Origin of the sequence: Mucilaginibacter sp. 5C4 (genome assembly GCF_034345625.1) — a bacterium.
GTDB lineage: Bacteria > Bacteroidota > Bacteroidia > Sphingobacteriales > Sphingobacteriaceae > Mucilaginibacter > Mucilaginibacter aurantiaciroseus.
Genome location: NZ_CP133775.1, coordinates 4,081,907 through 4,101,514, shown reverse-complemented (window position 1 = coordinate 4,101,514; position 19,608 = coordinate 4,081,907). Strand labels below are relative to the sequence as shown.

15 protein-coding genes are annotated in these 19,608 nt (G+C 43.8%); 7 read left to right on the top strand and 8 right to left on the bottom strand.

Features of this window, described 5'->3' with window-relative positions:
• The first annotated feature begins 25 nt into the window (after positions 1-25).
• Together RHM67_RS19130 and RHM67_RS19125 are read left to right on the top strand one after the other, a co-directional pair.
• Positions 26-1,546 carry a cryptochrome/photolyase family protein gene (locus RHM67_RS19130; RefSeq protein WP_322228870.1) on the top strand — a complete coding sequence of 507 codons (1,521 nt, stop codon included), beginning with the start codon at positions 26-28 and terminating at the stop codon, positions 1,544-1,546.
• A gap of 161 nt (positions 1,547-1,707) precedes the next feature.
• Positions 1,708-2,199 (top strand): glycoside hydrolase domain-containing protein, encoded by a 492-nt coding sequence (locus tag RHM67_RS19125; protein ID WP_322232208.1) that lies wholly within the window; start codon positions 1,708-1,710, stop codon positions 2,197-2,199.
• 55 nt (positions 2,200-2,254) lie between these two features.
• On the opposite strand, the gene RHM67_RS19120 is transcribed toward RHM67_RS19125, so the two are convergent.
• Complete coding sequence (locus RHM67_RS19120; protein WP_322228868.1) at positions 2,255-4,582, bottom strand: S9 family peptidase; 2,328 nt, start codon at positions 4,580-4,582, stop codon at positions 2,255-2,257.
• Positions 4,583-4,770: 188 nt separating this feature from the next.
• Here RHM67_RS19120 and RHM67_RS19115 point away from each other — a divergent pair, with 188 nt between their 5' ends.
• From RHM67_RS19115 to RHM67_RS19095, 5 genes are all read left to right on the top strand, one after another.
• Entirely contained in the window at positions 4,771-5,856 is a 1,086-nt protein-coding gene (locus RHM67_RS19115; protein WP_322228867.1) for an NAD(P)-dependent alcohol dehydrogenase, read from the top strand.
• A gap of 110 nt (positions 5,857-5,966) precedes the next feature.
• Positions 5,967-6,854 carry a dienelactone hydrolase family protein gene (locus tag RHM67_RS19110; protein WP_322232207.1) on the top strand — a complete coding sequence of 296 codons (888 nt, stop codon included), beginning with the start codon at positions 5,967-5,969 and terminating at the stop codon, positions 6,852-6,854.
• A 191-nt stretch (positions 6,855-7,045) separates the two neighbouring features.
• Positions 7,046-8,554, top strand: a complete 1,509-nt coding sequence (locus tag RHM67_RS19105) for a glycoside hydrolase family 43 protein (protein ID WP_322228865.1) — start codon at positions 7,046-7,048, stop codon at positions 8,552-8,554.
• 81 nt (positions 8,555-8,635) lie between these two features.
• On the top strand, positions 8,636-9,667 hold the full coding sequence (locus RHM67_RS19100) for a YncE family protein (protein ID WP_322228864.1): 1,032 nt from the start codon (positions 8,636-8,638) through the stop codon (positions 9,665-9,667).
• Between the two features lie 19 nt (positions 9,668-9,686).
• The gene (locus RHM67_RS19095) at positions 9,687-10,529 is read left to right on the top strand and encodes a phosphatase PAP2 family protein (protein ID WP_322228863.1); all 843 of its coding nucleotides are present in this window, start codon (positions 9,687-9,689) and stop codon (positions 10,527-10,529) included.
• A 7-nt stretch (positions 10,530-10,536) separates the two neighbouring features.
• On the opposite strand, the gene RHM67_RS19090 is transcribed toward RHM67_RS19095, so the two are convergent.
• The 7 genes from RHM67_RS19090 to RHM67_RS19060 all read right to left on the bottom strand — a co-directional run bounded on the left by RHM67_RS19090 (position 10,537) and on the right by RHM67_RS19060 (position 19,559).
• Positions 10,537-13,587, bottom strand: coding sequence for an efflux RND transporter permease subunit (locus tag RHM67_RS19090; RefSeq protein ID WP_322228862.1), 3,051 nt, complete (start codon positions 13,585-13,587; stop codon positions 10,537-10,539).
• A complete protein-coding gene (locus RHM67_RS19085; protein ID WP_322228860.1) occupies positions 13,587-14,519 on the bottom strand; it encodes an efflux RND transporter periplasmic adaptor subunit in 933 nt (310 codons plus the stop codon). Before RHM67_RS19085 ends, RHM67_RS19090 begins: the two co-directional genes overlap by 1 nt.
• 1 nt (position 14,520) lies before the next feature.
• Positions 14,521-15,759 (bottom strand): TolC family protein, encoded by a 1,239-nt coding sequence (locus tag RHM67_RS19080; protein WP_322228859.1) that lies wholly within the window; start codon positions 15,757-15,759, stop codon positions 14,521-14,523.
• 166 nt (positions 15,760-15,925) lie between these two features.
• Entirely contained in the window at positions 15,926-16,363 is a 438-nt protein-coding gene (locus RHM67_RS19075; RefSeq protein ID WP_322228858.1) for a PepSY-like domain-containing protein, read from the bottom strand.
• 76 nt (positions 16,364-16,439) lie between these two features.
• Positions 16,440-17,687, bottom strand: coding sequence for a HAMP domain-containing sensor histidine kinase (locus tag RHM67_RS19070; RefSeq protein WP_322228857.1), 1,248 nt, complete (start codon positions 17,685-17,687; stop codon positions 16,440-16,442).
• Entirely contained in the window at positions 17,684-18,361 is a 678-nt protein-coding gene (locus RHM67_RS19065; RefSeq protein ID WP_322228856.1) for a response regulator transcription factor, read from the bottom strand. Before RHM67_RS19065 ends, RHM67_RS19070 begins: the two co-directional genes overlap by 4 nt.
• Positions 18,362-18,506: 145 nt before the next feature.
• A complete protein-coding gene (locus tag RHM67_RS19060; RefSeq protein WP_322228855.1) occupies positions 18,507-19,559 on the bottom strand; it encodes an SGNH/GDSL hydrolase family protein in 1,053 nt (350 codons plus the stop codon).
• Positions 19,560-19,608 lie beyond the last annotated feature (49 nt).

The following is a 19,608-nucleotide window of genomic DNA, read 5'->3' as shown; positions in this document are numbered from 1 at the left end:
TGCCTGTACAGCATGTTCTGAAACTATGCATGCAACAAGTATCACGCTCATTTTTCCGCACCAGTTGTTTGAGAAACATCCGGCCGTGAAAGATGAGCGTTTGGTTTATATGATAGAAGAGGAACTTTATTTTAACCAATATACTTTTCATAAAAAGAAACTGGTGCTCCACCGCGCATCCATGCAGTTTTATGCTGATTTTCTGCGGGATAAAGGCTTCAACGTAGAGTATATTGAAGCTACGGAAAAGCTTTGTGATGTACGTAAACTCATTCCGCACCTGGCTAAACAAGGGGTGGAGAAGATCCACTATGCCGATGTTGCTGACTATTGGCTGGAGAAACGTTTAGATAGCGGCTGTGCTAAACATAACATCGCGTTAGCAAAATATCGCAGCCCCAATTACCTCAACAGCGCCGATGAGGTGGCCGATTATTTTGATGGACGCAAAACCTATTTCCAAACCGATTTTTACATTGCGCAGCGGAAAGAAAGAAAAATACTGCTTGAAGCCAACGACAAACCCATAGGTGGCAAATGGACCTACGACGGCGAGAATAGGTTGAAGTTTCCAAAAAATGAAGCGGTGCCCGTGTTAGATGTACCTGCCGAAAACAAGTACGTAACCGATGCGCAGCAATGGATTGATAAACAGTATCCGGATAATTACGGAAGCACCGCATCGCCATTTAGTAACCTTGGTGGCTTTTACCCGGTTAATTATCAGGAGGCTGAGCAATGGCTACAAAACTTCCTAAAACAGCGTTTCCATCACTTCGGGATCTATGAAGATGCCATGGTGTCGCAGCAAAGTTTCCTATATCATTCGGTGCTTACGCCGATGCTTAACATTGGCCTGCTAAACCCGCAGCAGGTGATTGATGGGGCGCTTGATTTTGCCGCAGAGAATAGCATCCCGCTAAACTCACTCGAGGGTTTTATTCGCCAAATTATGGGCTGGCGCGAGTTTATCCATATTGTTTACGAGCGCGAAGGGATAAAACAACGTACCAAAAACTACTGGGGCTTTAAAAGGAAGATCCCCGCCTCATTCTGGAAAGGAGAAACCGGGATTGTGCCGGTAGATGTGGTTGTTAAAAAGGTTTTGCATACAGGCTACAGTCACCACATAGAACGGCTGATGGTAATGGGCAACTTTATGCTGCTTTGCGAGTTTGACCCCGATCAGGTTTACCAATGGTTTATGGAGATGTATATTGATGCCTACGACTGGGTAATGGTGCCCAATACCTATAGTATGACGCAGTTTGCCGATGGCGGGCTGATGACGACCAAGCCCTATATCAGCGGTAGCAACTACCTCTTGAAAATGGGCGACTGGCCAAAAGGCGACTGGCAGGAAACCTGGGACGGCCTGTTTTGGCGCTTTATGCATGTGCACCGCAACTTTTTTCTGCAAAACCCAAGGCTGGGCATGCTCGTTAAAACCTTCGATAAAATGGCTGCCGAAAAGCGTGATAAACATCTGGCGAATGCCGAAAAGTTTTTAGAAGAACTTGATAACCAGGGCGGTTATATAAAGTAATACGCAAATATTTCCTGTGAATAATATTTAGATATTAATATCTGTTAAGTTGAGCGTTTTTCTTATTTCTTATTTTAAAACGGATGTTACTTACACCCATAATGAGTTAAATAATTAAACATTAGTTAAGCGATTGTTGTTCTTAGTACTCAACTAATCAAATAATTATTAGTGTTACATTAGAGCAGGCAGAACAACTGAGCTGGTTATTCAATTTCTCGGGCAAACCATGGCTAACGCAAAAATGGGCAAGGCTTATAGGTCAGGAGTTTTACGGTACCGAACCTATCCACGGTTATGGTTACGGGCAGGACGAAGACCAGGGGCAACTTGGTTCCTGGTATGTAATAAATGCTTTGGGCCTGTTTGATGTGAAAGGTTTTACAGACCTGCGCCCGATAATTGAATTAGGCAGCCCGATATTTGACAAAGCAACTATCACACTGGGCGATGGCAAAATCCTAATTATCGAAACCAAAAACAACGGTAAGGACAATGTATACATCCAATCGGCAGAGTTTAATGGCGCGCCGCTTGATAATTGCTGGCTATACCGCGATGAATTAATGAAAGGCGGCAAGCTAACCTTTGTGATGGGCAGCCAGCCAAATACCAATTGGGGTACAAAAACGCCTCCGCCATCGGTACAATAATTTATAAAAAAGCCCCGAGTGATCGGGGCTTTACTATAAATTATTTTTCGCTGATTTATCGTTTGGTCGATTTTGGCCCAAGAACGTAATCGTAAGGTGGCTCGGCACCTAACAGGTTCTTCACAAAATAATCCCAGCGGCGGCGCATCATGTAGTATGAATACTGGCCGTATCCATGCGCGCTGTTAGGGAATATCACCAGGTCAAAGCTTTTGTTGGCTTTCTCCAATGCTTCGGCAACTAACAGGGTGTTGTATGGTGGCACGTTGTTATCCATCATACCGTGGGCAAGCATCAGTTTACCCTTCAGATTTTTAGCGAAGTTTTGGTTTGCCTGTGCATCGTAGTTTGAGTTTTCTACTAAACCATTGTAGCGTTCGCCCCAATCATCCTCGTAGTTGCGGTTCTCGTGGTTGCCAGATTCTGAGATCCCTACCTTAAAAAAATCAGGGTATTTAAACATCGCGGTAGCAGTAGCAAAACCACCACCAGAGTGCCCCCAGATACCCACTTTAGTAGTATCTATAGGGTATTTGGCAGCTAACTGCTTAATGCCTGTGATCTGATCCGGCAGGGTGTTGTCGCCCATATTACCATAGCTCATATCATGGAAGCTTTTTGAACGCAGCGGGTTGCTGGTGCCTTCTATCACTACAACAATAAAGCCCAGTTCAGCAAGTGCCTGGTGGTCGCCACGCGATGCGATGAATGACCAGCTGCCTACACCACCACCTTGCGGGCCGGGGTAAATATAATCTATAACCGGATATTTTTTACCTGCTTCCATTTTGGTTGGCGTAAATACCAGGCCATAAATATCGGTTGTGCCATCATGTGCTTTTAGTTTAACAGGAGCAGGCGCTTTCCAGCCTGTAGCGGCAAGCCTCGATACGTCCGTTTTTTCTAAAGTGGCTAACAAGTTGCCTTTCATATCGCGCAGTACGGTAACTGGAGGTACATCGGGCTGTGAGTAGCTATCCACAAAGTAATTTTCATTTGGCGAGAAGTTAACATTGTGGTTGCCAGTCTCTGGCGTAAGCAAGGTTAAACCTTTACCATTGAAACCAATTTTATAAAAGTGCGAAAAATATGGGTTGCCCGGCTCGCGGCCACCTGCAGCAAAGTATAGGGTACGGGTTTTTTCATCAACTTTTAGCAGTTTAGTAACTGCAAAATCGCCTTTAGTGATCTGGTTCTTTAGTTTGCCGGTTGTGGCATCGTAAAGGTACAGGTGCCCCCAGTTGTCGCGTTCCGAGAACCATATGATCTCTTTAGATGTAGGCAGGTAACGCCAGTTGATGGCGCCCCAACCCGATTCATATTGAGTTTTAACGGTTTCTTCAAATACCTCGCGTACGGCACCGGTAGTGGCATTCGCTATTCGGAATTTCTCATTCTTATGGTCGCGAGAGGTTGATACAAATGCAAACTCGCTGCCATCGGCTTTCCAGTCGGCATCATCAAAGCTGCCGCTGCTGGCTATATCATCGCTCAGCGTAGCACGGTGCGGATCGGGCGCGATATTAAAGCGGATAATTTTTGGGTTCTCTACATCAATAATAACCCGTTGGATAGTAACAATATCTTTTTCTCCCGGCAATGGATATTTCCAGGACATTAAGGTTGGTTTACCCACGTTGGTAGTAACCAGGTACATGTCGCTCACCTTTCGCTGGTCCTGCTGAAAGGTTGCCACTTTCTTAGAGTCAGGCGACCACGATACAATCGGCCTGTCGCTCATGGTCCAACCGGCGTTGTCGGTAGCATAGCCAAAATCTTTTACGCCATCGGTAGTCAGTTGGGTTTGTTTGCCGCTGGCGACATCACGCACCCAAAGGTTATAGTCTTTTATAAAAACGGCTTTGCTACGATCGGGCGACATCACCTCGTTGCCACCACCACGTGCGGCACGGCCTGTTAAAGCAGCCGTTTTACCCGCAACAGGTTTTGAAGTATCGGCGGTCACCTGGTTAGTTGCCGGGTTATATGCCCATTTTTCAGCATCCGCAGAAAATAAAACAGATTTGCCATCGGCAGAATAACCAATGCTTTGAAACGGCAATTTGTTAGCATCATAAGTTTTGCCGGATGCTGTTGATAAAGCTGCGGCAAGTTTCTGTGAATCGAAAGCGGTGGTACGTGTTTTTTTAGCGGGGTCAACCAGTATAAATTCGTTGCCTTGCGCGGTTGATACGCTATACCAGAATTTATCGCCCGGGAGCCAGTTAGGGGAAACGTTTGCCCTGTCAACCAAATGGGAAGTATTGTAGCCTAAAAAGGCCTCGGCACGCTCATAATCCTTAGCGGTTATGGGGGCATTTTGCTGTGCGTTGGCACCCAAAGCCATCGCGAAAGCCGTTACCGTTAGTAAGTATTTGTTCATTATTTATCAGTTAGTCAGTAATAACATTTGAAGATACCAAGGTAAAGCATTTTAACAATTTTATAAGGTATAATAAGTATAATGATTGTTACATATAACCGGAGTGTGGTTTCTTTTAAGTTTATAAATTATTCTAAAAATATAGTTTGTTAATGCGGTTATTATAACATCATATACAAACTAAAACTATGGAAAATATAAAAGCAAAAGGCTACGGGGCATCAGGCTCGATTTTTAACAGACTCTCGATAATGGAATTTGAGCGTAAAGCGCCAAAAGAAGATGAGGTACTGATAGATATTTTATACTGCGGTGTTTGCCACTCGGATGTGCACCAGGTAAAAAACGACTGGAAGAATACCATTTACCCATGCGTGCCCGGTCATGAAATTATTGGCAAGGTAACCGCGGCAGGCAGTGGCGTAACCAAATTTAAAGTGGGCGATACCGTGGGTGTGGGCTGTATGATAGATTCTTGCGGCGTATGCCCGGCCTGCCAGGAACAACTGGAAAATTATTGCGAAGGCCCTGTAAGCTGGACCGCGACTTATAACGGTTATATGAAGCCTGATGGTAGCGACTTTAATACTTACGGTGGATATTCAACTAATCTGGTAGTAAAGGAATCGTTTGTATTAAGTATACCGGATGCTTTGGATATTGCCGCAGCAGCGCCCATCCTTTGCGCGGGTATCACTACGTACTCGCCATTAAAGCACTGGGGCATAAAGCCAGGCGATAAAGTTGGTGTTGTAGGCATCGGCGGTTTAGGCCACATGGGTGTGCAAATTGCAGCAGCAATGGGTGCCGAAGTAACTGCTATTACCCGCACGGAGGAAAAGCGTGAAGCCGCCCAAACTTTAGGCGCAAAAGCTGTGATCATATCAGAGAATGAGATGGCTGCGCATGAGTTAAAGTTCGATTTTATATTGAACACCATTCCCGACCCATACGACATCAACCTGCTAAAACGCGATGGTACTATTGTGGCAGTAGGGGTGTTGGCACAATACAAGGCACCTACTAACAACAAGGAAGTAGCTATGCACCGTCGCTCGGTTGCCGGCTCTGCAATCGGTGGCATTGCCGAAACACAGGAAGTGCTTGATTTTTGTGCCGAGCATGGCATTTTGCCCAATACCGAGTTGGTCAAGATCCAGGATATTAACAAGGCGTATGATAAGATGCTGGATGAGGAGGTACGCTTCCGTTATGTGATCGATATGCAATCGCTTAAAGAAGAGGAAGTATATAAATCCGTCAACTTATTTTAGGACGATTCATCTATTCAAACAAATATCAAAACTATCTGGGTAGCAAGAGTGTTGATGTTTGTTTAGCAAGCCATTGCCGCTAATTATTAAATTTGAAAAAGCCTTTTGCCATGAGTGAGATCAAAAAAGAAGATGTTAAGCAGGAAGTGTTTGACCTGTATGATGATTACGCACACAACCGCCTGGACCGCCGGGTATTTTTAGAGAAACTATCGCTTTATGCGGTTGGCGGTTTAACCGTGCCCGCCCTGATGAGTTTCCTGATGCCCGATTACAAGAATAAAATTCAGGTTAAGGCAGATGATCCGCGATTGGATTCGGGGTATATCAATTATGCTTCGCCAAAAGGTGGTGGCAGTATAAAAGGTTTGCTATCCAAACCAAAGGGTGCTAAAAAGAAACTTGGCGGTGTGATTGTAGTGCACGAGAACCGCGGCTTAAACCCATACATTGAGGATGTGGGCAGGAGGGCGGCACTCGCTGGCTTTATTTCGCTGGCGCCTGATGCGCTTACACCACTTGGTGGTTACCCCGGTAATGATGATGCCGGCCGCGAACTGCAAAGCAAACGAGACCCAAAAGAAATGCAGGAAGATTTTATAGCAGCATACGAATACCTTAAAAACCATAAAGATTGTAACGGTAAAATTGGTGTTGTGGGATTTTGTTATGGAGGAGGTATAGCCAACATGATGGCCGTACGCGTGCCCGAACTGGCAGCAGCAGTACCTTTTTATGGCGCCCAGCCGGCAGCTGCAGATGTGCCGAAAATTAAAGCACCGCTAATGCTGCACTATGCATCGCTGGACACTCGTATTACCGGCGGCTGGCCTGCGTATGAAGCTGCATTAAAAGAGAACGGCAAAAAATACCAGGCATTTATTTACGAGAACGTAAACCACGGTTTCCATAACGATACAACACCAAGGTATGATAAAGCCGCTGCAGAACTGGCCTGGAAACGAACCATCGATTTCTTTACAGAGAATTTGACATAAGCCGTTAATCGGTTTTGGTTCGTGAAGTATAATACGATTACTACCGGTGCTATAAACTTATAGCGGCATAATTAAAACTAAAAGCCATACTGGGGTGGCTTTTAGTTTTGTGAGAATATCCGGCTATTAGTTAGCCTATTTCAGTAATTTGCTTCACTCAACATCAACCATTGTAATTCAACTTAACTGCTATGCAAACTATTAAAGTACTTACTTTATATATCTTATTGATAATAGTTTTGCCGGTTACATTACTTGCCCAACGGAATGACGGTGCCGTTATTCCGGGCGATTTTGCCGACCCATCCATTATAAAAGTTAATAATAAATATTTTGCAGTGGGCACATCATCCGAGTGGGCCCCGCACTTCCCAATTTACCAGTCTACCGATCTTAAAAACTGGCATCAAACCGGTTATGTATTTAACAAAACACCCGAATGGGCATCGGGGTCGTTTTGGGCGCCCGAATATTATAAGATAAAGGACACCTATTACATCTATTACACGGCACGGCGCAAGGCTGATAATACATCTTACATCGGCGTAGCCACATCCAGGTTTCCTGATAGAGGTTTTACCGACCATGGCGTGATCATAGCATTTGGGAAAGAAGCTATAGATGCGTTTGTTTTTAATGATGGCGGGCAATTGTACATCACCTTTAAAGCCTATGGCCTCGATAAGCGCCCTATAGAAATATTGGGTAGTAAATTATCCGCAGACGGCCTTAGGTTAAAAGGCGAACCATTTTCATTACTAAAAGATGAACAACGTTTAGGTATGGAAGGGCAAAGCATCCTTAAAAAGGACGGTTATTATTACCTTTTTTATTCGGCAGGTAATTGTTGCGGGGCGCAATGTAGTTATAATGTGAGCATAGCTCGTGCAAAAAAATTTGCAGGGCCTTACGAAATGTATTCGGCCAACCCTATTTTATATGAAAACGAAAAGTGGAAATGCATGGGGCATGGCACTTTTGTTAAAGGGCCGGGCGGTACCGATCTTTATTTGCACCACGCCTACAATAAGCAAAGTACAGTATTTACGGGCAGGCAAGGGCTTATATCCGAATTAGTATGGCCGCAAAAAAATGGCTGGCCCGTATTTAAGGCGCAAAATATATGGAGCGTTGCTGCATCGGACATTCATGACAAATTCGCATCACCATCCATAGCTAAATATTGGCAATGGGATTTTCGCAACTCGTCACCAGTTGTAAAACAACAAAAAAGTGTATTGCATTTATCCGGAACTGTTAAGCTTGCTAATCAAACCGGCATTGTGTTAACTGCAAGGCCTGTTTCCGGGAATTTTGCAATGGTAGCAACCGTGCTTAACAATAATACAGCACTTAAAGGCCTCACTTTTTATGGGGATGCTAATGTGGCTTTAGGTATCGGTACCCAAAATAACGAGATAATATTATGGCGGGTTAAAGACAATAAATTTTCTGCTTTAGCGCAGTCAACCTTGAATCCACAAACTGCTGTGCAACTTAAATTAGAATTAACAACCAACAATACATGCAAGTTTTATTACATGCAGGGAAAAATGGAATGGAAAGAACTTACATCCGAAACTCCGTTGAAGGCTGATTTTTTACCACAATGGGATCGAAGCCCAAGGGCAGGACTGCACTTTAAGGGTGATAGCAATCAGGAGGCACTTTTTTCTGATTTCTCTATCACAAATTATTAATTAAATTATAAGTGACGTGTTAAAAATATTATCCAACATTCCTACAGAATAGGATAGTAAATAGCATTAAAATTAACCATCATGCCAAAATCTAGTATAATAAAAGCGTTTACCATTATTGGCGTTGCGCTTGTATCTTTAAATGCTTCGGCCCAAACTAAAACCGGCTTACATATTCTTAAAAAGCATGCTATAAAAAGTAGCGGCGGCTGGGATTATATTACGGTAGATGCTGCCGAAAAAAAGATCTACGTATCGCACGGTACGCAGGTTAATATTTTAAGCACGGTTACGGGCGATTCTATTGGTGTTATCCCTAACACAAACGGTGTGCATGGTATTGCATTGGTTAAAACTTTAGGCAAGGGTTATACCAGTAACGGGCGCGATAACAGCTGTACCGTTTTCGACCTGAAAACGAATGCAGAGATCGGCAAAATAACCGTCGGCACAAATCCTGATGCTATATTTTATGACGAGTTTTCTAAAAAAGTTTACACATTTAACGGCCGCAGCAGCGATGCTACCGTAATTGACCCGGCTACAGATAAGGTTGTTGCAACCATCCCGCTTGGCGGTAAACCGGAAACCGGCGTGTCTGACGGTAAAGGGAAAGTTTTTGTAAACTCCGAAACCACTAATGAGGTTGTGGTAATTGATGCCAATACCTACAAAGTTATCAAACGATATAAAATAAATGATGGCGATGAGCCCTCAGGCTTGGCCATAGACAGGGCGACTAACCGCTTATTCATCGGCTGCGGCGGCAATGCTACCATGGTTGTGATGGACGCCACAAATGGTAAAAATCTGGCCAAATTTAAGATTGGTGATTGTGATGGCGTTGCTTTTGACCCTGCCCTAAAGATGGCGTACTCATCAAATGGCGATGGCAACATGTCGGTTATTAAAGAGGTGAATGCCAATAAATTTGTATTTGTAGAGAACATCACTACCGAAAAAAGCGCGCGCACTATTGGTATCGACTTAATTACTCATCATTTATTTTTACCTGCCGCGCAAATGGAAGCAACACCGCCAACGGCAGAGAATGCCCACCCGCGCCCACACATGATAGCCGGTTCATTCCACATTATTGAAATAGGTAAATAATACCCCTAACACTTGTACATTGAAGAAAGTCATCTACCTGATACTTTGCCTTGCGGGATTTAACGCCTCGGGGCAGGTAACCGATACAGCTAAGAAAGTAAATATTGCAGATACCTTAAAAAAGGACCTTTTTACCGCGCCGGATACGGTTAAGCATTTACGTGGTAAAGCCTGGGCATTAGTGCCTCCGTCGGTTTTGATTGCCTACGGGGCAAGTAATTTTTTTTTCAAACCGGTAAGGAGGTTGGATGTAAGCATTAATAACGATATTATGGAGAATGCCCCAAACTTCCGCCATCACCCCGAAAACTTTTTTCAATTTGCGCCGGTAGCCTTGGTTTACGGGCTAAACCTGGTAGGCGTACATGGCAAAAATACTTTTATTGATCGCACCCTTATTTTTGCAATGGCCGAGGGTATGATGGGTTTAACAACGTTTGGGATAAAAAAGATAAGCCACAGGCTTCGCCCGGATGGTTCTAACTATTACTCCTTCCCATCCGGCCATACGGCAAATGCTTTTTTGGGTGCCGAGTTTATGGCACAGGAACTGGGCGATAAATCTATAGCGTACAGCGCCGTGGGTTATAGTTTTGCCACCGCCACGGGCATACTCCGTATGTACAACCGCGACCATTGGTTTAGCGATGTTGTTGCCGGGGCAGGTTTTGGTATCTTATCTACCAAGGCGGCATACTTGCTTTATCCTTATATCCGCAACCGCCTGTTTAAGGCCGGCCGCGAAAAGGAAAACAACAGGGATTTGCCTGCTGAGTTGAAAAAAGAACCTAAAACAAGCTCTATCCTGCTGCCATCATATAACCAGGGCAACCTAGGTTTGCAGTTTTCGATGCAGTTTTAATTTTACCTTATTTCTTGACGAAAACATGATTACGGTAAAAGATCCGCAGCATGCTTGGCAGTACAATTAACAGTAAAGGCAGTGCGGCTAAAAATCCGCCGATAACAGCAATAGCCAAAGGCTGGTGCAATTGAGCACCTGCACCAATGCCCAGTGCCAGTGGCATTAGCGCTATAATAGCACCTAACGCGGTCATTAATTTAGGGCGAAGGCGGGTTGATATGGAATATACAATGGCATCGTCCACACTACTTGTCCTTGCGCTTTCGCGGAACTGCCAAAAGGTGAAGATGGCATTCTCGCCAATAATACCAACTATCATGATCAATCCCGTATAGCTACCTACGTTTAGTGGTGTATTGGTGACAAACAAGGCCAGCAAACTGCCGCCGATACCTAAAACCGCTATCACCAATATCAGGAACGCTATCCTGAATTGTTTAAAAAGGAACAAGATCACTCCAAAAACCAACAGGCTTGCGGTAACCAGTATCATCAAAAGCTCTTTAAAACTTTGCTGCTGCTCGGCATAGGCGCCGCCGTATTCCACGTGGTAGCCGGGCGGCAGGTTTACTTTTTCAGCTATGCCTTTTTGAATGGCGGGTATAACGCTGCCCAAATCACTGTTCTCTAAACGAGCGCTTATGACACCCATTGCCTGAAGATTTTCGCGTTCTACTTCGGCATCGCCGGCGCGCAGGTTTACATTGGCTAACTGGGTAATGGGTATCAGCTTGCCATCGGGTAAAAACAAGTTGAGGCGTTTGATGCCTGCTACATCCTGCATGCGGTTACCCGGGTAAACCATGCGGATGGGCGACTGTTGCTCCCGCTCGAACAGGTTGCCGATCACGTTACCCTCTAATGCCGATTGCACCTGTGTTTGCAAAGCCGCCGGGGTAATATTGTATTGCGCCAGCTTGGTATAATCGGGCACTATATCAACCGATGGCCCGGCTATTACAATGCCATCAAACACATCCGCAGTACCTTTTACATCGGTTACTATGGCGGCTACCTGTTTGGATAACGCATGCAATTTAGCCTGATCGTCGCCAAAAACTTTTATTTCGATGGGTTGGGTAGATGTCATCAGGTCGCCCAGCATATCGCCTATAACCTGCCCAAAATCAACCCGTAGGGCCGGTTGGGTAGATTCTATGTGCGAACGCAGGTCGCTAATAACCTCTTCGGAGGTTTTGCTGTGGCCTTTTTTTAACTGGATCAGGTAATCGCCGGTATTGGGTTCGGTGATAAAGAAGCCCATTTGCGTACCTGTACGGCGCGAATATGCCGCAACATCAGGCTCCTTGATAATTACTTTTTCTATCTCGCGCAGCATGCGGTCGGTTTCTTCAAGGGATGTGCCGGGAGGGGAGGTGTAATCTAAAACGATACTGCCTTCGTCCATATCCGGTAGGAAACCGGTCTCTAAACGGCCCGGAATGACTATAATAACCGCCACCAGCCCCAGAATCAAAATAATGCTCATGAACGGCCGCAGGATGAAGAACGAAACCCAACGTTGCCTTTTTACTTCATGTGCCACTTCCTTTTTACCAAGCGTATTTACTTCCGAATTTTTAGTAAGTAGCAAGTAAATAACAGGCAACCCTATCCATGTCACAAAAAAAGACGACACCAGGGTGATGATCATGGTATCTGTCATCACTTTAAAGTAAGCACCTGCAACCCCCGTCATCAGCAAAAACGGGATGAATATAACGATGGTACTTACAGATGAGCCCACCATAGCCGGGAACAGGTAGTTGATAGCTTTTTCCAGAAGGTTAACCGTAGGCTCTTCGGGATGCTCCTCATGCGTGCGGTGAATTTGCTCAACCACCACAATGGCATCATCAATTATCAAACCTATGGCCGCTGCAATAGCCCCCAGTGTCATGATGTTTATGGTATAACCAGCGGCATATAAAATGATGAGCGTCAACCCTAATGTAACCGGTATGGTGATCAAAATTGTTGCACTTGCCTTTAAAGATCTTAGGAAAATGATAGCCACAATAATGGCCAGTGCCAAACCTATCCATAAACTATCGCTTACACTTTTTACAGACTCATTTACAAAATCGGCCTGTACATAATATGGTTTTATAGATACTCCTTTGGGTAGTACCTTTTGCAGTTCGGCCACTTTGTTAGTCATGGCTGCTGACAGGTCGACCAGGTTTGAGTTGGGCTGTTTGATAACTGCTATCAGCACACCTTCGTGGCCATTGGCGTTTATCTTGGTGTATTCGATGCCGGGATTTATCTGAATCTCGGCAACGTCTTTTAACTGGATAACACGTTTGCGATTATTACTCACTACCAGGTTTTGAAGTTGCTCGCTGGTGTTAACGCTGGCATCGGTAACGGTTAGGTACAGCATCTTAAAATCTGACAGATAGCCGTTGGATTTGATGAACGCCGTTTGCGCTAAAGTGTTGGTGATCATATCAGGCGTTAAGCCTAAAGTGCTCATTTTTTGGCGGTTTAGCACCAGCCAGTACTCTTTGGTTTTACCACCGATGACCCGGATCTCCGAAACGCCATTCACCTGCGAGAGGAATGGTTTTACGGTGTAAGTAGCCAGTTGCTTTAACTCGATAGGCGACAGGTTATGGCTCTCCAAGGTATACCCGCTAACAGCCAAGATTGAGGGGTTCATCTTCTCCACCGTTACATTAACCTCAGGTGGTAGTATGTTTTTTATTTGCGCTATGCGCGATTCTATCCGCTGCTGGCTCAGATCAATATCGGCATCCCAGTTCATATAGGCCGAAATCTCGCAGCTACCGCGGCTGGTAATACTGCGCACGTAATGCAAGTCGGGTACTTGTTTAACGGCATTTTCTAACGGTTTGGTAACCGTTACCATCATCTTGTTCACCGGCTGTAAGCCTGCATCGGCAATGATCTTTATTTTAGGGAAAGTGATCTCAGGGAAAAGAGACGTTTGCAGCCTGGAGTAGGCGAACCCGCCACCCAGAAGTATAATAAAAAGCATTAGGCTGATAGGCTTTTTATGAGTGATGAAAAAGTTATTTAGGCTGTCCATTATTTTAAAATTTTAACCTTTGCGGTATCTGCCAAACCATAATTACCGGTTAACGCTATACGGTCGGTCGCTTTAAAGGCGGGCGATAGTATCTCAATCTTTCCGCCCGATTCGATGCCTTTTTTAACAGGGGTTTTAACCGCTGTGCTATCGTTTATCAGTTTCATTACCCAAAACTCGTTTTGTGTTTCATTTGATAAAACGGCAGATTTTGGCAAGGATGGAGCGCTGCTTTTTGCTGTTTTAATAATAAGTGCTTTAGCCACCAAATTTTCGGGAATAGAGTGGCTGTTGTTCACTTTTATTACAATGCCCTGCGTTTGCGACAGGGTATCTACCGATGGCATTAGTGAGGCAATGTGGCCGTTCAGCTTTTCGCCATCGGGCAGGGTGAGGGTCATGTTTTGGTTGTTGGCAATAACGCTCCTTAACTCGTAGGGTAGCTGCAAAACAAAGGCGAAACTCTCGCGGTCGCTAATGATGGCCAGTTGCTCGCCATCCTGCACATAATCGCCAACCTGGTGCAATAACCGGGTTACAAAGCCACTGCGTGATGCGCGGATATTGATAACGCCCGAGAACTTGAAGGTGGTATCCAAAACGTTAATGGTATTGCCAATGCTTTGTGCCTCCTTGGTTTTTAGGGTGAACATCAGCTGGCCTTTTTCTACATAGTGGCCCGGCTGTACATTTACCTTTTGGATGTAACCGATTGCATTAGCGCTTACATAATTCTTTTGAAGGAACGATGAGGTAGCGTTTAACTCAATGGTATCTGCCAGGGCACTGTTACCAATAGTGGTAACAGTTATAGGTGTTTGCGATGCTGAGGCGGTCTCTTCGTGGGCAGGCTTAACGCCCCCGCATGAATAAAGTACCGCCGTTACTAAACAGGCAGAAAATATGGTGAATGGCTTGTAATATTGGTTCATATTATCGGCTCCAGTAGTTAAGTTGATTAATGAGTTGCAGCCTGCTGATGGTGTTTTGGGTGAGCAGGTTTTTTATTGTGAGGTAGTTGTTAACGGCTAATATCAGGTCGGCAATTTTAAGGTCGCCGGTTTGCAGCAGTTTAGTATCTACCTTGATCAGGCTTTCGGAGTATTTGAACTGGTCGTTTATTTCGGCAATTAGTTTATCGTACTCGCCAATCTGCTGATTAAGCTGGTTAATCTGCTGGGTGTATTGGTTGTTAAAAAAAGCTTTGTAACTGCGGCTGGTTTCCTGATCAAGCGAAAGCTTTTTGTAAAGCAGTTTGCGCTGCCCGCCATCATATAAAGGCATACTTACACTAAAGCCCACGCTGGTGCCAAAGTTTTTGTAATACTGCGCGGTTAAATTAGAATTGTAACCACCATCGGCAAAAACACTTAACCTGGGGCGGTAGCTATAATCAATTAGCTTGCGGCTATTATTTAGCCTGATGCTATCTAACTGGTACTGCTTAAAAAAAATGCTGGCGTTTCGGTCTGCAGTATTTATAGCCTTTTTCAGTTCGGGTTTGGTTATCTCAAAAATACTGGTATCGGCTACCCCGGATAAATAATTGAGCGTAGCGTAATCTGTTTTGTATTGTAAACGTGTTTGTGATAGCTGCAACTGCGCCTGCTTTAAGGTAACCAAAAAGGTAAGGTAATCGCTTTGGCGGTAAACGTTGCTGCGGGTAAGGCGTTTCAGCAGGCCTTCTTCTTTACTTAGCAATTCAACCACTTCCTGGTTAAAGCGTTGCTGTTGAAGGCTGCCGTATGCGGTAATATATTGGCCGATGATGGTGCGCCGAAGATCCTGTTCAGACAATTTAATACTGTTACGTAACGAATCGTTTTGGATGCCTAATGACGCAAACTGTGCGTTTAAATAACCCTTACCAATAAATGCTTTACTAACGGTTAGCAAGCCGCTTAACGATTGCCCGTTGGTAATGGCCGATGAGTAACCGTATCCGCGTATTACCGGCGCGTACAAGCCCGTGCTGCTGGCCGTAACCTGTGGTTTAAACCCGGCAAGGATGCGCACACTATCCAATTGGGCCGACAGGATCTGGTTGTTAAGATCTTTAATCAGCGGACTGTTTTTTACCGCCTGCTGCAGGTAATCGTCCAAAGTTTTACTTTGGCCAAAGCAGGTTGTGCTGAATAAAAAAAGCAAAAACAGGTTGATAAAATATTTCATCTAGTGCGTAAAGTATTGGCTGTTAAGTTAAATTTTTCAATTGTAAATCTCTCATCTAATTCTGTAAACATTTTGTGGGATATGGAGATATAAAATAAGCCGGGGATGGCTTTATCCCCGGCTTATGAACAGCCACAATTCCTCGATGAATGGCTTGAATTTAATATTAATCCTGGGCTATTTTAATGAATTTGCCCGTGCTATCAAAAAGCAGGTCTTTACCTTTTACTTCGGCCTCGTAATTTATTTCGCCGTTTGCTTTGGTGATTTTGGCGGCTTCTTTTATAATTGCGCCTTTGTAATGTTGTTTTAAGTATACAATTACGGTTGCAGGCAGGGTAGCTGCATTTATTTCCAGTTCAGATTCTACCTGCGTGCCATCAGCCTTAAACACTGCGGACATTTCATTATTGCCCTGTTTAAAGCCTGCTTCAAAATTACCTTTTTCTTTTTCCCATTTAACGGCTTTTATGCCGGGATAAGCTTTTTCAAAAGATGTTTTTACCGCTGCCGGCACCTTTGCCGAATTAAGTTTTTGGGCCATAACTGTTACACCCAAACTTGTTGCTATTAAAATAGCCGCTGTTGTTTTAATAAATTTCATGTTTAGTATTTTTTACACTAAACTATCAACCCAATCTGTACTCAATTTGGAATAAAACTGTAGGGAATTGGGATAATTAAAATATAACGGAGAAAGTATGCATTTTATCATCCTGTTCGTACCCGAGCGTAAACCCATAATTATCGCAGATCTGTTTACAAAGAGTTAAACCAAGGCCAATTCCTTCAGATCCATCCGACTTATGAAAACGTTTCAGCACTTGGTCAAAATTAAAACTACCCTTGCCTGTATTGGTAATGGTAAGCTTTTGTGCATCCAGTATAACAGATAATTGGCCATTATGATAATTATGCCTGATGGCGTTACTCAGCAGGTTGTTAAGCAAGATCTCGATAAGCGATTTATTAGCATGGATCTTTTTATCATGAAGATCGGAAGCCAGTTTAATATTCAATTGCTGGATCATCTCCTCGTGCTGATAAAGGCATTCTTCCAACACTTCTTTAATGTCAACATCGTGGATGTCTTTTATCAAGCCATTTTCTATTTTGGCAAGTAACAGCATAGATTTATTTAGCCTTGTAAGGCGGGTTACTGTGCCGTAAATATCATTCAATAGTTTGCTTTGCTTATCTGTAAATTCATCAGTTTGCAGCAGTGTATCCAGTTTTGAATTGATGATAGAGATCGGTGTCATCAACTCGTGCGAGGCATTTTCGGTAAATCCTTTCAGGTTTTGATAATCGCTTTTCACCCTGTCGGCCATGCTGATAACCGCCTGGTTCAACTCGGTAAATTCATCAATAGTAGATAGTGTGCTACTAACAATAGGATTACTGGCTAAACTAAATTCCTTTAGTTGAAATAATACTTTATAAAAAGGTTTCCAGATGCTTTTTAGTATTACCCGGTTCAGGATTATCAGAATGGCAAGCAAGGTTATAATCACGCCAATAGTTATCAGGAAGATGATCTGGATCAGGTCCTCGATTTCTACTTTTGACTGTGTTACAACTATACTATAGTTCTGCCCCGATACCTTTACCGAACTGATAAGCGCGCGTGCCGCTTCTAAGTCTTTTTCATCGTAATCCCGGTAAACGGTATCTAAAAAGCGGCGTTGAACGCTTTGTTGGCCAAGTGGGGCAAAAACTATTTGCTGATGGTTGCTTTCATAAACATCGGGCAGGCGATGGTTTTTGCTTACGTAGCTAAATGCCTCATTCTCTTCAAGCACCAGGTCTTTATCTATTTGCCCGGTTAAAATATGGCTGATGGTATAGTAATAAACAATACCGGTAACCAGCATGATTATAATGGTTACGCCTATGTTAATGCGGTTGTACTTGTCAAACAGTTTCATGCATCGGTAAATTTATAGCCCATGCCATAAGCCGCTTGTATGTAATCGTTAGCGCCGGCCTCAACCAGTTTTTTGCGGATGTTTTTAATATGTGAATAGATGAAATCGAAGTTATCGGCAATATCAATGCTATCGCCCCAAAGATGTTCTGCAATGGCACTTTTAGAAACTACTTTGCCTTTATTTGCGATAAAATATAGTAAAAGCGAATATTCTTTACGGGTAAATTTCACAACCAGGTCATTTACTTTTACCGTTTTTGCGTCCAAGTCGATATTGATCTCGTTAAATTTAAGAATGCTGCTGCCGTTAAAAGACCTTCGCCTTACAATGGCCGTAACCCGCGACTTTAATTCAGACAAATGGAAAGGTTTGGTAAGATAATCATCGGCACCTAAGTCAAGCCCGGTAAGGCGGTCATCTAGGGAGTTTTTAGCTGATATGATGAGCACACCATCGTTATGCCCATTCTCTTTTAAGTGTTTAACAATGTTCAGTCCGTTTCCATACGGTAGGGTTAAATCAAGAATCACGCAATCGTAACGGTACACACTAACTTTTGCCAGGGCCGATGTAAAGTCGTTCGCGGTTTCGCAAATGCTGTCGCCGCCGGTAAAGTAGGCTTCTATGCTATCGCGTAAGCCGGTCTCATCTTCTACTATCAGTATCTTCACAATATAAAATTAATACTTAAAGTTGGAGAAATGCTGAGTAAATATTAGTCCTTAATCATGCAGCAATTGATCGATACGAGCAAGCTTATGTTCCTGCAACAGCCTACCTAATCAATTTATTTAACGCCATCAGGAAATTAAAACGTTACTTAATCAACATTTTAAAAAATGGTGCCGCCTGTTGGGCCATAATAGCGTGGTCTTCCACACTGGGGTGGCCGCCGCAACCGTGCGCCTCCATGGGTGGGAAGAAGAATATCTCAACAGGTTTTTTACCAGGGTATTCGGCATTGATCTGGTTTTTTACGGCGGTGATGCAATCTTCCAATATTTTGCCATTTGCTAATTTTACCATGGGACTACTCAATAAGGCTATGCGGGCTTTAGGATATTTTGATTTCACCAGTTTTACAAAATTCACGTAAGTAGCAATAAACTTTTCGGGGTCGAAAGGCTTGCGCGGCTTTATACCGTCGCCATTACTAAAATCATTTGTGCCAAGCGCAATGCTTACTACTTTTGGGCTATAGGTTTTAAAATCCCACTTAACCGGATTGTTGTATTGTAGGTCTATATTTTCATAAACCTGTGGCATGGTAGGCACATCGCTGTTCCAATTGCGATAAACGCCAATACCACTTACGCTGCTGAGCATATAGTTTGCACCAAGGGCACGCGCCAGCCTCGGGCCGTAAGCCATGTACGCGTTGTGGTGGTCTATATAATCACCTTTGCCGCATGGTGTTTCACTGGTGTCGGCTGCTGCGCCGCAAGTAATGCTGTTGCCAATAAATTCAATCGATGGTGTCTTTTTTACTTTGATGGATTTTACATGGTTGCCGGTTATTTTACTGATCAAAATGTCGCCACTCGTCGCCTCTGTACATTTATAGATCCATATTTTGTGATTGCCCTCTTTGGGTGCAGTTATAATAATGGGCAATGTTGAATTTGCTTCCACTCTTATACGTTTTTGGTAAACGCCATCCAGTTCGTACTGCAAATAATTGTGAGCTCCCTTGTCTTTTAGGGATAAATAAATCTTACAAACAGTCCCTTTAAAGCTAAACCCGAAATGCACTGCCGAGCTAATGAGTTCCAGTTCTTTTTCGCTGTTGTAGTAATATCTTCCATAAGGGTTTAGCTTATTTGCAGCGAGGGTGTCGGCTTTGCCATTATTTGCACGGGCAGTACTCATGCTAAACAGAACAATTAAAAATAGAACGCAGTATAGAAGCTTCATATAA